This is a genomic window from Hoeflea sp. 108 (assembly GCF_000372965.1).
Lineage (GTDB): Bacteria > Pseudomonadota > Alphaproteobacteria > Rhizobiales > Rhizobiaceae > Aminobacter.
On sequence record NZ_KB890024.1, the window covers coordinates 107,540 to 120,062 of the forward strand.

At 65.6% G+C, this 12,523-nt stretch carries 11 protein-coding genes; 3 read left to right on the forward strand and 8 right to left on the reverse strand.

The window, feature by feature from the left end:
- Window positions 1-15 precede the first annotated feature (15 nt).
- On the forward strand, window positions 16-1,248 hold the full coding sequence (locus B015_RS0100480) for an FAD-dependent oxidoreductase (RefSeq protein ID WP_018425676.1): 1,233 nt from the start codon (window positions 16-18) through the stop codon (window positions 1,246-1,248).
- Window positions 1,249-1,467: 219 nt separating this feature from the next.
- On the opposite strand, the gene B015_RS0100485 is transcribed toward B015_RS0100480, so the two are convergent.
- Window positions 1,468-2,745, reverse strand: a complete 1,278-nt coding sequence (locus B015_RS0100485; protein WP_018425677.1) for a 4-aminobutyrate--2-oxoglutarate transaminase — start codon at window positions 2,743-2,745, stop codon at window positions 1,468-1,470.
- 187 nt (window positions 2,746-2,932) lie between these two features.
- Between B015_RS0100485 and B015_RS0100490 the strand changes: the two genes are divergently transcribed.
- Both B015_RS0100490 and B015_RS0100495 read left to right on the forward strand, forming a co-directional pair.
- Window positions 2,933-3,307, forward strand: coding sequence for a YciI family protein (locus tag B015_RS0100490; protein ID WP_018425678.1), 375 nt, complete (start codon window positions 2,933-2,935; stop codon window positions 3,305-3,307).
- Complete coding sequence (locus tag B015_RS0100495; protein WP_018425679.1) at window positions 3,304-4,596, forward strand: RNA polymerase sigma factor; 1,293 nt, start codon at window positions 3,304-3,306, stop codon at window positions 4,594-4,596. The genes B015_RS0100490 and B015_RS0100495 overlap by 4 nt, the downstream gene beginning before the upstream one ends.
- 84 nt (window positions 4,597-4,680) lie before the next feature.
- On the opposite strand, the gene B015_RS0100500 is transcribed toward B015_RS0100495, so the two are convergent.
- The 7 genes from B015_RS0100500 to B015_RS0100530 form a co-directional block, all read right to left on the reverse strand.
- The gene (locus tag B015_RS0100500; RefSeq protein WP_018425680.1) at window positions 4,681-5,553 is read right to left on the reverse strand and encodes a DUF2189 domain-containing protein; all 873 of its coding nucleotides are present in this window, start codon (window positions 5,551-5,553) and stop codon (window positions 4,681-4,683) included.
- A 164-nt stretch (window positions 5,554-5,717) separates the two neighbouring features.
- Entirely contained in the window at window positions 5,718-6,626 is a 909-nt protein-coding gene (locus B015_RS0100505; protein ID WP_018425681.1) for a carbohydrate kinase family protein, read from the reverse strand.
- A gap of 67 nt (window positions 6,627-6,693) precedes the next feature.
- Window positions 6,694-7,938, reverse strand: a complete 1,245-nt coding sequence (locus B015_RS0100510; RefSeq protein WP_018425682.1) for a Gfo/Idh/MocA family oxidoreductase — start codon at window positions 7,936-7,938, stop codon at window positions 6,694-6,696.
- A gap of 31 nt (window positions 7,939-7,969) precedes the next feature.
- Window positions 7,970-8,986, reverse strand: a complete 1,017-nt coding sequence (locus B015_RS0100515; RefSeq protein ID WP_018425683.1) for a LacI family DNA-binding transcriptional regulator — start codon at window positions 8,984-8,986, stop codon at window positions 7,970-7,972.
- Window positions 8,983-9,975, reverse strand: a complete 993-nt coding sequence (locus B015_RS0100520) for an ABC transporter permease (RefSeq protein ID WP_018425684.1) — start codon at window positions 9,973-9,975, stop codon at window positions 8,983-8,985. The genes B015_RS0100515 and B015_RS0100520 overlap by 4 nt, the downstream gene beginning before the upstream one ends.
- The gene (locus tag B015_RS0100525) at window positions 9,972-10,961 is read right to left on the reverse strand and encodes an ABC transporter permease (RefSeq protein WP_157632651.1); all 990 of its coding nucleotides are present in this window, start codon (window positions 10,959-10,961) and stop codon (window positions 9,972-9,974) included. The genes B015_RS0100520 and B015_RS0100525 overlap by 4 nt, the downstream gene beginning before the upstream one ends.
- Window positions 10,958-12,463 (reverse strand): sugar ABC transporter ATP-binding protein, encoded by a 1,506-nt coding sequence (locus B015_RS0100530; protein ID WP_018425686.1) that lies wholly within the window; start codon window positions 12,461-12,463, stop codon window positions 10,958-10,960. Before B015_RS0100530 ends, B015_RS0100525 begins: the two co-directional genes overlap by 4 nt.
- Window positions 12,464-12,523: the final 60 nt, after the last annotated feature.

A 12,523-nucleotide genomic window follows, 5' to 3' on the forward strand; every position in this document is an offset into this window, starting at 1 on the left:
GTTGCAGAGGCGAGCATGAAGAACGGTGTGGTGATTGTCGGGGCGGGCCATGCCGGAGTGCAGGCTGCCGCCAGCCTGCGGGAAGAGGGTTATGATGGTCCGGTCATCCTGCTCGGTGACGAGAAGGAACTGCCCTACCACAAGCCGCCGCTGTCAAAGACCTTTATCAAGGACGCCGCCGCCCAGCCGCAGCCGTTGCGCGGCGAGGCCTTCTACACCGGCCATACCATTGATTTCCGTCCGGGCTCGCTGGTCGAACGCATCGACACCGGCGCCAACCGGCTGTCGCTGGCGGGCGGCGAGAACCTCGCCTACGACCACCTGATCCTTGCCACCGGCTCGCGCCCGCGCGTCCTGCCCTTGCCGGGTTCGGAGCTGGCCGGAGTGCTGTCGCTCCGCTCGGTGGCCGATGCGCGGACCATCCGTGACCATAGTGCTGCCTGCGAGGACGTGGTCGTCATCGGCGGCGGTTTTATCGGCCTGGAGATCGCGGCGACGCTTGCCGCCGGCGGCCGGCGCGTCACGGTGGTCGAAGCACTCGACCGGCTGCTCGGCCGCGCGGTGGCGCCGCTGATCGCCGAGCATGTGCGCAAGCGGCTGGAGGCCTCGGGCATCCGCATCCTGCTCAAGACCACCATCGAGCGCCTTGAGGGCGACAGCGGCCAAGTCGCGGCAGCCTTGACCTCATCGGGCGAAAGGCTGCCGGCGAAGATGGTCATCATCGGCATCGGCGTCGTGCCCAATGTCGAGCTCGCCGATGCGGCGGGGCTTGCGATTGCCAACGGCATTCGCGTCGACGGTGCCATGCGCAGCTCGGTCGAAAACATCCTGGCGGTCGGCGACAATGCCAGCTACCGCCACTGGCAGACAGGCTCGGACGTCAGGTTGGAATCGGTGCAGAACGCCACCGACCAGTCGAAGCTCGCCGCCCGCACCATCGTCGGGCATCGGGGCGATTACGCGGCCGTGCCGTGGTTTTGGTCCGACATCGGCGACATGAAGCTGCAGATGGTCGGCCTGACATCGGGCGGCGACAGGCAGATTCTGTCGGGCGACCTGGCCGAGAACCGCTTCTCGGTGTTCCATTTCATCGGCGACCGGCTGGTGGCGATCGAATCCGTCAATCGCCCCGCCGACCACATGCTCGGCCGCAAGATGCTCGGCCTCGGCTTCTCGCCGACGGCGGAACAGGTGGCGGGTGGTGCCGAGGCGTTGAAGGCCGCGCTGGCGGCGCTGCCGGCGGCATAATTCGGCCACGTCGGCGCCTCCCCATCCCCTTCCGGACCTTCTTCCCCTAAAGACCGCGGAGAAGGAGGAAGCTTCTGCGCTTGAGCTGCGCTGTCTGCCGTTTTCTTGGACACGGCCATTTCGGGTTCCGGAGCGGAGGTTCGTCTCGACGCCGATGCCCCCATCTCCCTGTCCTTCATCTGGAATGGATAGGGCGGTGCCGCCCGCGCAGAGGTAGCGTCACCTCGCGCTGACTTCCCGGATCGATGCCTCCAGGATGTCGAGCGCTTCGGTCATCACCTCGTCCTGGATTGTGATCGGCGCCAGGAAGCGGATGACGTTGCCATAGACGCCGCAGGTGAGCAGGATCAGGCCCTTGTCGAGCGCCTTGAGCCTGACGGCATTTGCGAATTCCGCCGAGGGCGTCTTCGTCTTCACGTCGTTGAACTCGACAGCGTTCATGAAGCCTGGGCCGCGGATGTCTGTGATTTCAGGCACGTCGTCGCGCAGCGACTCCAGCCGCTGCTTGAGACGTGCGCCGAGCTGGTTGGCGCGGTCGCAGAGCTTTTCGTCCTCGATGACGTCGAGCACGGCATGTGCTGCGGCGACGCCGATCGGGCTGCCGCCATAGGTGCCGCCGAGGCCGCCGGGATTGGGCGCGTCCATCAGCTCGGCCCGGCCGGTGACGGCGGCGAGCGGGAAGCCGCCGGCGAGGCTTTTCGCCATCGTCATCAGGTCGGGCGCGACGTCATGATGGTCCATGGCGAACATCTTGCCGGTGCGGGCGAAACCGGTCTGCACCTCGTCGGCAACGAGCAGGATGCCATGCTGGTCGCAGATCTTGCGCAGCGCCGTCATGAAGTCGCGCGGCACTTCGTAGAAGCCGCCTTCGCCCTGCACCGGCTCTATGATAATGGCAGCCACCCGCGCCGGGTCGACATCGGCCTTGAACAGGCGGTCGAGTGCTGCAAGCGCGTCGGCAGTGGTCAAGCCATGCAACGGCACGGGGAAGGGCGCGTGGAACACGTCGCCCGGCATGGCGCCGAAGCCCGCCTTGTAGGGCTGCACCTTGCCGGTCAGCGCCATACCCATGAAGGTGCGGCCGTGGAAGCCGCCGGCAAAGGCGATGACGGCCTGGCGGCCGGTGGCGTTGCGGGCGATCTTGATGGCGTTTTCGACCGCTTCCGCGCCGGTCGTGACGAAGATGGTGCGCTTGTCGCCCTTCATCGGCGCAATGGCATTCAGCCTTTCGCCGAGCCGGACATAGCTCTCATAGGGTACGACCTGGTGGCAGGTGTGGGTGAAGCGGTCGAGCTGCGCCTTGACCGCCTCGATGACGCGCGGATGGCGGTGGCCGGTGTTGACGACGGCGATGCCGGAGGAGAAGTCGATGTAACGGCGGCCTTCGACGTCCCAGATTTCGGAGTTCTCGGCCCGATCGGCATAGACCTGGGTCGTCATGCCGACACCGCGCGCGATGGTCTGCATCTTGCGCTGTGAGATTTCGGCGTTTTTCATCGCTCATTCTCCCGCTTGACCGTCGCCAGGGTTTGGCGCCGCTTTGGCCAATGTCTGCACCTCCTGCGGCTTTTCACAAGCTGTCAGTGGTCCGATGGACGTTGGTCCTCCCCAGCCTCGAAAAAATTTCGCATATCGTGTCGGAAGTGCACATATCCATGCGTCTTACACATGAAGGAAACAACCGATGCTCTACGCCATCCTTTGCTACAACAACGAAGACGTCGTCTGCGCCTGGTCCAAGGAGCAGGACGACGAGGTGATGGAGCGACTTGGCGTTGTCACGGGCAAGCTCCGCGAGCAGGGCAGGTTGGGGCCGGTGGCCCGGCTGTTGCCGACGACCGCTGCCACCACCTTGCGCAAGGCCAAGGATGAGCCATTCGTGATCGATGGGCCTTTTGCCGAAACCAAGGAACAGCTCCTCGGCTTCTACGTCGTCGATTGCGAGACGCTCGACGATGCCGTCGATGTTGCCAGGGACCTGGCGGACGCCAATCCCGGCATCGGTTCATATGAATTGCGCCCCATCGGCGCGTTTTTCCCTGGAAGACAAACTGCATGACCGACCCGGCCTGGATCAACACGGCTCTCTCCTCCGCCCGGCCGCAGGCCGTGGCAGCTCTGCTGCGCTATTTCCGCGATCTCGACACCGCGGAAGAAGCGTTCCAGGAGGCCTGCCTGCGTGCGCTGCGCACCTGGCCGGAAAAGGGACCGCCGCGTGATCCGGCCGCCTGGCTGATCTTTGTCGGCCGCAATTCGGGCATCGACGTCGTCCGTCGTCGCAGCAAGCAGGCGCCGTTGCCGGCGGAAGAGCTTTTGTCCGACCTCGACGACGTCGAGGACGACATGGCCGACCGTCTCGACGGCGCGCATTATCGCGACGACATCCTGAGACTGCTGTTCATCTGCTGCCATCCCGACCTGCCGGCGACCCAGCAGATCGCGGTCGCGCTGCGCATCGTCTCGGGCCTTTCGGTCAAGCAGATCGCTCGCGCCTTCCTCGTCGGCGAAAGCGCCATTGAACAGCGCATAACCCGCGCCAAGGCGCGCATCGCCAATGCCAACGTGCCCTTCGAGGTGCCCGGGCCGGTGGAGCGCTCCGAACGGCTGGCGGCGGTGCTGGCCATGGTCTACCTCGTCTTCAACGAAGGCTATTCCGCCGGCGCCACTGAAATCACCAACCGCGCGCCGCTGTGTGAGGAGGCGATCCGGCTGGCGCGGCTCTTGCTGCGCCTGTTCCAGACCGAGCCGGAGGTGATGGGGCTGACGGCGCTGCTGCTTCTGCAACACGCTCGCGCCGACGCGCGTTTCGATGCCAATGGCGATCTGGTGCTGATGGACGACCAGGACCGCACGCTGTGGAACCGGGCGCTGATCGACGAGGGCCTGGCACTGATCGACAAGGCGATGCGCCATCGCCGACCCGGCCCCTATCAGATCCAGTCGGCCATTGCCGCACTCCATGCCCGTGCCGCGCGCCCCGAGGATACAGACTGGGCCGAGATCGACCTGCTCTATTCCGTGCTGGAATCGATGATGCCGTCGCCCGTCGTGACGCTCAACCGCGCCGTCGCCTTCGCCAAGCTGCGCGGGCCGGAAGCGGCATTGAAGCTGATCGAGCCACTGGCCCCGAAGCTCTCAGGCTACTTCCACTTCTTCGGCGTCAAGGGCGGCTTGCTTATGCAGCTCGGCCGTGACGAGGAAGCGCGCGAGGCCTTCGGCCGGGCGATAGCGCTCGCCAATACGGCGGCCGAGGCGGCCCATATCCGCATGCATCTCGACCGGCTTTCCACGTCTTCGCCGGGATTGGTAAAGGCGGACACTACGGCGGCAAGCCGTCAACTGCGGTAGCAGCGCAGGAAGGTCACCCGCGCAGCGAGGAGCAAAACCCCAGCGGTTAGGGTTCTCTGCATGTGTTCGCTTCAGTTGTGTCGACTACCAGCGCAGCCAATATGGGAAGTGTCGGTCGTCACCTTCATTGGTCGAAACCGGCAGCGGCGTCTTCTTGTCGGCCGGGACGTCGACGACCTTGCGATAGAGGTGCCATGTCGCGTGACCGAGCACCGGAATGACGATGGCGAGACCCGCCAGGAACGGCAGTGACCCGATCAACAGCGCGACCGCGACGATCAGTCCCCATAAAAGCATCGGCACCGGATTGCCCACCACCGCCCGCACCGAGGTCTCGATCGCAGCATAGACGCCGACATCGCAGTCGAGCAGCAGCGGAAAGGCGACGGCGGTGGTGCAGAGCACCACCAGGGCGAACAGGAATCCGATCAGATTGCCGAGCACAATCAGCGTCCAGCCGCGCTGGGTGGTGAAGAGGTCGCCGAAGAACGCTGCCGTCGACTGCGGGGCATCAGGTCCGTAAAACGAGGTGTAGAGCGCCTGCGCGACCAACAGCCAGGTGACGAAAAGCGCCAGCAGCATGATGCCGATAACCACCATCGCAGGAATGGCCGGCGATTGCCTGACATCGAACACATGCCACCACGACGTGTCGAGATTTTGCTCACGTCGTCGGCTGATCTCATAGAGGCCGATGCCGAAGAACGGTCCGAGCAGGGCAAAGCCGGACATCAGCGGGAAAATGAGCTGCAGCGCATTGCCGCCCGATGTCCATGTGATCAGGAACACGCCGACGATCGGGTAGATCAGGCACAGGAAAACGTAATGCGACGGCTTGTCCCAAAAGTCGCCAAAGCCGCGTCGCAGTGCGTCAAACACATCCGCGACTGATATCCGGCGGATGGCGGGATGCTCGATCGTATTGGTAGCGCCTGCGTACACATGGAAGCTTGCCATGACCACTCCTCCTTTGGAGCGGGTCGCGGTCCGGGCCTGGCATGAGCGTCACGCCAAACCGCGACCTTCACCATTGCAAAATATAACGTATTTTGAGCGATTTTGCGACCTTGGCCGACCGCGTCCGGGGGGCGTGCGAAGTGCTCCGCCCGGCGGCAGGGTTCTCAGTTGCCGCAGTAGCGGCGCGGGAAGGTCGAGATCGCTCGCGCGGCGATGTCGGTGCCCCGCGCGAGCGCCTCAGCGAGCGTCCGGCCCTTGGCCAGGGAAGCCAGAAACGCGGCGTTGAAAGTGTCGCCGGCGCCGACCGTGTCGATGACCTCGACCTTGGGCGATGCTGCGTGGAAATGCGTTCCGGCCCCATAGGCATGCGCGCCCTGCGCTCCGTCCTTCACCACCAGTGTGTGGCCGGGGCCGACGCGCTCGATGAGCAGGGCGACGGCCGTATCGAGGTCGTCCAGCCCTGCCAGCCCCTTGGCTTCCTCTGCGTTGATCAGCGAAATGTCGGCTGAGGCGATCCAATCGAACATGCGGCGCTTGTTGTCTTCGCTCCACCCAGCCGGCGGCCAGCCGGGATCGATCGCCGTATGCCAGCCTCTTGAGGAAAGCGCCGACAGAAGCTCGATGGTGCCGGCCTCGATCCGTGGCATCAGGTGCCCACCGGAGATCAGCGCAAAGGCGTTGCTATCAGGCGCCTGCGGCAGGCGCTCGACGAGGTCGTCGAGGCTGGCGCGTTGCAGATGGCCCGGTGTGGTGAAGAACACCCGGTCGCCGCCCTTGTGCACGATGCCGACGGTCAGCGTCGTGTCGCCGGGCTCGACGATCCACGCCGTCGATGCCTCGTCGAATTGCCCGCTCAGCCAGTCGCCATTGGGATCGTTGCCGACCGAAGCGATCATTCGGTAGGGCGACTTCATGCCCGAAAGTGCCAGCGCGGTGTTGCCGGCTGAGCCGCCCGGCCGCATCTCGGCGCGGTCGACAACCACTTCGGTGCCGACGGCGGGCCAGCCGTCGACCTCGCCGAGCACGAGATCGACATTGACGTTGCCGAGGATGAGCAAGGCCGGAACGGTCATGAGGCTGCCTGTGGGGATCGCGCGGCCGCCTGATGGCGACCGCTGTTGCGGGTAGCTGGTCGAGACTTTAGGCGCCGCGGCGCGCCACCACGGGGACGTAGTCCTCCAGCTCGGGCGCCGGGAACGACACCGTGCCGTTGATCTCGGCCGAGCGATAGAGGCCCATCAGGATCTCGACCACGGCGAGGCCGTCATGGAAGGTTTCCAAGGGCGTTTCGCCTTTGCGGAAGCGCTCGACCATGTGGCGGTTCTCGTCGGTGTAGCCGTAGACGCCGGCCTCATCCTCCAGCACCGGCATCAGGCCCTGCTCGGCATTCTGCTTCTCGACCAGGTCCTCGCCTTCCTCGCCCTTGACCTCGCGCGACATGAAGATCTTGAGCCCGGTGTTGAGCGAGTTGAACTCCATTGCGTATTCCGGCCCGAGCAGTTCGAGCTGGATGCGCAGGCCCGCACCCACATAGGCCCAGGAGGTGGTGGCCTCGATCACCAGCTCGTTGCCGTCCTCGTCCTCGAGCAGGATGGTGCCGCGGGCGAAATCCTCGGATGGGCGGTTGCGGTAGTCGACATCCGTGCCAAAGCGCTTGCGCAGCTGGTCGGCATAGTTGGGCCGGCTCCACTTCAGCGTGGCGACCGTGCCGCTGACCTGCTTGATGGTCAGCGACTTGCGCGCCGCGCCCGGCTTGGTCAGCAAGTGCCGGGCCACTTCGACGCTGTGGCACATCATGTCGGAGAGCACACCGCCGCCCTGCTTGTCGCCCTGCCAGAACCATGGCTCGTGCGGACCTGAATGTTCTTCGGCGGCGCGCGCCAGATAGGGGCGGCCCGTGGTCGAGGCAGCGCGGCGCCAGACGATGTCCTTGCCGCGGATGACGGGCGTGCAGAAGACCTGGTTTTCGAGATAGCCATGATTGAGGCCGGCATCTTCCGCCAGGCGCAGCATCTCGCGCGCCTCGGCGACGGTGCGGGCAAGCGGCTTTTCGCAGGCGACCGCGATCACCTTGCTGCGCCCGGCCTTCACCTCGGCATGGATGGTGCGCATCACGTCGAGGCGGGTGTAGTTGGGCGACAGGATCCAGATAGCGTCGACATCGTCGGCGTTGACGAGCGATTCCAGACTGTCGTGGCTGGTGCATTCGCCTAGGCCGAGCTCGGCAACGCGATTGGCAAAGCGTGCGCGGTTCTCGGCCTTGCGGCTGAACACGCCTGTCACGTCGACATTGCGCACGCCCAGCATGCCCTTGAGGTGGAATTCCGCAATGAAGCCGCTTCCGACGAAGCCGACGCGCAGCCGTTGTTTGGGCAATCCGGTCATGTGAGGTCCCTCATACTGAAGTCTTGGAAAGTTATTTCGGTGCCGCCGCCGTGGTGCCACGGACCTTGAGCGTGGTCGGCAGCATCACCGGCTTCCGCGGCGAAAGCCCGCCCGCCATCAGGTCGAGCAGCATGGTCATGGCGGCGCGGCCGATGTCGGTACGCGGCTGGCTGACGGTGGTCAGCGGCGGATAGAAGGCTTCGCTTAGGAACAGGTCGTCGAAGCCGACGACGGACACTTCGCCGGGCACGTCGACGCCGAGGCGGCGCAGCTCATGGATGACGCCGAAGGCCATTTCGTCGTTGGCGACGAAGATCGCCGTCGGCGGCTCCGGCAGCTCGAACAGGGCACGGCACAGATGCTGGCCGGTGTGCAGCAGGTAGTCGCCGCGCTGCTCGTAGCCATCGGGAATGGGCAGGCCGGCAGCGGCCATCGCCTTGCGGTAGCCCTCGCGGCGCTCGATGCTCATGATTTCGGGCACCGGGCCGGAGACATGGGCGATCCTGACATGGCCGAGGCCGATCAGGTGATCGATGGCGTTGCGGGCGGCGGCCTCGTTGTCGATCATGACATGCGGGAAGCCGGCGTCGCGGATTTCCTCAAGCGCCACCACGATGGGCGCACCGCCTGCGACCGAGGCGAGGAAGCCCTCACGCTCGGGCAGCTTGCCGGTCATCAGGATCATGCCGTCGGCATGGCCGTCGCGCAGCATGTCGAAATACTCGACCTCGCGGTCGGAGTCGTTTTCGGTATTGCCCATCAGCACCGAGTAGCCGGCGGCGCGGGCGGTGGCTTCGACACCCTTGAGAATCTCGAGATAGAATGGGTTGCCGACGTCGCGGACCACCATCAGCACCGCCATGGCGCGCTGGGTGCGCAGGTTGCGGGCGCTGACATTGGGCCGGTAGTTCATCTCGCGCGCCACTTCGCGAATGCGGCTGAGCGTCGGCTCGGCGACGAGCCCGCTGTCGGACAGCGCGCGCGACACGGTGGCGGCCGAAACGCCGAGCCGCTCGGCGATGTCCTTGATCTTGGGACGGTCGTTCATCCGCGCATCGCCCTTCCGCGTCCGTAGAACAGCATCAAAAGCAGAAGCGTGGCGCCGAACACCATCTGCCGGCCGGATTCGTCGATATGAACTGTGGTCAGAATGCCTTGCAGGATGACCAGCAAGAGCGCGCCCGCCATGGTGCCGGTGTAGCCGCCCTTGCCGCCCGACAGCGGCGTGCCGCCGAAGACGACGGCGATGATGGAGGCCAGCATGTATTGCTCGCCGACATTGGCAAAGGACGAGCCGGAATAGCCGAGAAGGCAGATGCCGGTGATGGCGGCGAACACGCCCGACAGCATAAACAGCGAAATGCGCATCGCCTTGACCGGCACGCCGGCCATGTAGGCGGCCTGCTCGTTGGAACCGATGGCATAGATACGGTGGCCGTAGACGGTGCGGGTGAGCATGAAGGCCATCAAGAGCCCGATCGCCACCCACAGCCAGATGATGCCGGGCAGGCCGAGCAGGAACGGTTGCGTGACGAAACGCGACAGGCCGGGTGCGGCGAAGCCCGACGGGATGCCGTTGCGGACCACGACCAGAAGGCCCTGCAGAACGCCGAGCATGCCCAAGGTCATCACCAGCGGCGGGATTCGCAGCAGCGTGACACCCATTCCGTTGATCAGGCCGATGAAGGCGCCGGCCGCCATGCAGGCCAGCACCGCCGGCAGGATGGCGCTGTCTGCGCCGTTCATGACGTTGCCGGCGATGATGGCCGAGAGCGAGATGACGCCGCCGACCGACAGGTCGATGCCTTCGCGGCCGCCAAGGATGACCAGGTTCTGGCCGGCGGCGACGATGCCAAGCAGGGCAGCAACGATCAGCAGGCGCAGGATCTGCTGGGCCGAGGCGAAGCCGGGCGACAGGATTTCGCCGAGGATCAAAAGGGTGGCGATCAGGATCAGCGCCACGACCAGCGGCCGCTTGAGGAAGGCGAGCACCGGCGAGGGGGCGGGGGCTGCGGCAGTCTGCGTGGTGGCAGTCATGCGCGTGCCCTCCGTCCGACGAGGACGCCCGCCATCAGCGCCACCAGGATGGCGAGGCCCTGGACCAGGTTCTGCCATTCCGATGGCGTGCCGACGAAGAAGACGAGCGAGTTGATGAGGCCGATGATGAGTGCGCCGATGATCGAGCCGACGACGGTACCGAAGCCGCCCGACAGCGCGCTGCCGCCGAGCACCACGGCTGCCACCGAGAACAGGGTCATCTTGCCGCCGACGAGCGGGTCGCCGCTGGCGGTGTCGCCGGTGATGCAGAAGGCGGCGAGGGCTGCGAACAGGCCGCACAGTGCGTAACCCTGTATGCGGATTTTCGTCACCGGCAGGCCACTCTGGAACGCAGCCTGCGCATCGTCGCCGACGGCGAGAAGCTGGGTGGCGAGGCGGGTGCGGGCGAGCACATAGAGTACGATGGCCAGCAACACGACGGCGAAGTAGACGAAGGGGATGTCGAAGAAGCGGCCGCCATAGGTGCGCCAGAACGTGGCGGGCGCCGGCGTTCCGGCCACCGGCATGACGTAGAGCGCGAGCCCTGTGAAGAAGATACTGGTGGCGAAGGTGGCGACGATGGCCTGCAGCCTGAGCGCCGCCACCACGATGCCGTTGACGATGCCGCATGCAAGCCCCGTCAGCAGCCCGACGACGAGGGCCGCGGCGACCGAGAAGCCGGTGCCCCCCATCTTTTCCATCATCACCACGATGACGACGTTGACCAACGAGACGATGGCGCCGGCCGAGAGGTCGATGTCGCCCGCATAGACGACATAGGTCTGGGCGATGGCCAGCATCATCAGCGCCAGATAGGTCTTGGTCAGGCCGGTGATGCCGGTGAAGCTCACGCTGCGTGGCTGGTAGAGGCCGTTGAGCGCCAGAAGCACGAACGCGATGACAAGTGCTGGCAGAAACGGATAACGCTCGACAAGGCGCTTCAGCGTGCCCGGTCGGGGGGAAGGAAGGGTCGCGGTCGACATCACGCGGCCTCGTATGCTGCCTGGTAGAGATTGTAGCGCGTTCGGTCCGCGCCGGTGAGTTCGCGCCGTACCGAGCCGCCGTTGAAGACGAGGATACGGTCGGCATTGTTGAGCAGTTCGGCGTCCTCCGACGAGTAGAGCACGATACCCATGCCCTCGGCGGCGAGCTTGCGGATCAGCGCAAACAGATCGGCCTTGGCCGACAGGTCGATACCCTTGGTCGGATCGTCGAGCAACAACACCTCGGGCCGGTCGATCAGCCAGCGTGCGATGACGATCTTCTGCTGGTTGCCGCCTGACAGCGAATTGATCGGGTGCGACAGCCCGCCGAACTTGGTGTGCAGCGCCTCAAGCGCCGGCTTCACCCGCTCGGCCAGCACCGACGGGCGCGCGAGCTTCAGTTTCTGGCGGAGGTAGTGGATCGGCGTGACGTTCTCGAGGATCGGCCGTCCCGAGATGACGCCGTCGCGACCACGGTCGCCCGAGACATAGGCGCAGCCGCGCCGGATCGCCTCGCGTGGGCTGCCCGCGGCAAAGGGCTTGCCGTCGAGCACGATTTCGCCAGCCGCAATCGGATTGACGCCGAAGATGGCGCGCAGCACCGACGATTGACCCTGGCCATGTAGGCCGCCGAAGCCGAGGATTTCGCCCTTGGCGACCTCGAAGCCGACATTGGCAAAGCCCTTGCCCGACAGTCCCTTGATCGTCAGTGCTGGCACGCGGGCGATGGTCGCCAACGCGGGCGGCGCTGAATTGCCGGCGGCGAGTTCGTCCTGGCCGCCGACCATCATGCGGATCACCGCCGATGGATTGGTCTCGGATATCTTTTCGGTGCCGACGGTCTCACCGTCGCGGATGACCGTGACGCGGTCGCCGATGGCGAAGATTTCGTCCATGCGGTGCGAGATGAAGACGATGCTGCGGCCCTGGGCCTTCAGGTCGCGCAGGATGTCGAAGAAGCGGTCGACCTGGGCCCGGTCGAGCGCCGAGGTCGGCTCGTCGAAAATGATGACGGGCGCTTCGGTCGCCAGCGCCTTCATGATCTCGACCAGCTGGCGCTGGTCGGCACGCAGGTTCTCGACCGTCGTCTCCGCGGCGAAGCCTTCGCCGGCGACCGTATCGAACAGGGCGATGTAATGGGCTGCGCGCTTGTCCAAGGCTGCGCGGTCGACGAAGCCGGCGCGGGTGGCCGGAAGGTCGGGCAGGCAGATGTTTTCGGCCACCGTGCGGTGCCCGGCGAGGCTGAGCTCCTGGTAGAAGATACCGATGCCATGGTCGCGCGCCGAGCGTGGGCCGGTGATGCTCACCGGCTTGCCGTCGATCAGGATCTCGCCGCCGTCGGGGCGGACGCTGCCGGCCAGGATCTTGCACAGCGTGCTTTTGCCCGACCCGTTGGAGCCGATGAGCACATGCACTTCGCCGGCATCGATCGACAGGTCGCCGCGGCGCAAGGCCAAGGTGGCGCCGTAAGCCTTGCTTACGCCGCGGAGCTCGATTTTGGACATGGTGGTGGCTTCCCTAGGATACGTCGGTCCGGGGGCGCCGCAGCTTGTGCTGGCGCCCCC

Bases quoted from the DNA above. Each gene is read 5' to 3' on its own strand.
- B015_RS0100485 (WP_018425677.1), bottom strand. From the start codon at position 2,745: ATGAAAAACGCCGAAATCTCACAGCGCAAGATGCAGACCATCGCGCGC.
- B015_RS0100510 (WP_018425682.1), bottom strand. From the start codon at position 7,938: ATGACCGGATTGCCCAAACAACGGCTGCGCGTCGGCTTCGTCGGAAGC.
- B015_RS0100495 (WP_018425679.1), top strand. From the start codon at position 3,304: ATGACCGACCCGGCCTGGATCAACACGGCTCTCTCCTCCGCCCGGCCG.
- B015_RS0100480 (WP_018425676.1), top strand. From the start codon at position 16: ATGAAGAACGGTGTGGTGATTGTCGGGGCGGGCCATGCCGGAGTGCAG.
- B015_RS0100490 (WP_018425678.1), top strand. From the start codon at position 2,933: ATGCTCTACGCCATCCTTTGCTACAACAACGAAGACGTCGTCTGCGCC.
- B015_RS0100500 (WP_018425680.1), bottom strand. From the start codon at position 5,553: ATGGCAAGCTTCCATGTGTACGCAGGCGCTACCAATACGATCGAGCAT.
- B015_RS0100515 (WP_018425683.1), bottom strand. From the start codon at position 8,986: ATGAACGACCGTCCCAAGATCAAGGACATCGCCGAGCGGCTCGGCGTT.
- B015_RS0100520 (WP_018425684.1), bottom strand. From the start codon at position 9,975: ATGACTGCCACCACGCAGACTGCCGCAGCCCCCGCCCCCTCGCCGGTG.
- B015_RS0100505 (WP_018425681.1), bottom strand. From the start codon at position 6,626: ATGACCGTTCCGGCCTTGCTCATCCTCGGCAACGTCAATGTCGATCTC.
- B015_RS0100530 (WP_018425686.1), bottom strand. From the start codon at position 12,463: ATGTCCAAAATCGAGCTCCGCGGCGTAAGCAAGGCTTACGGCGCCACC.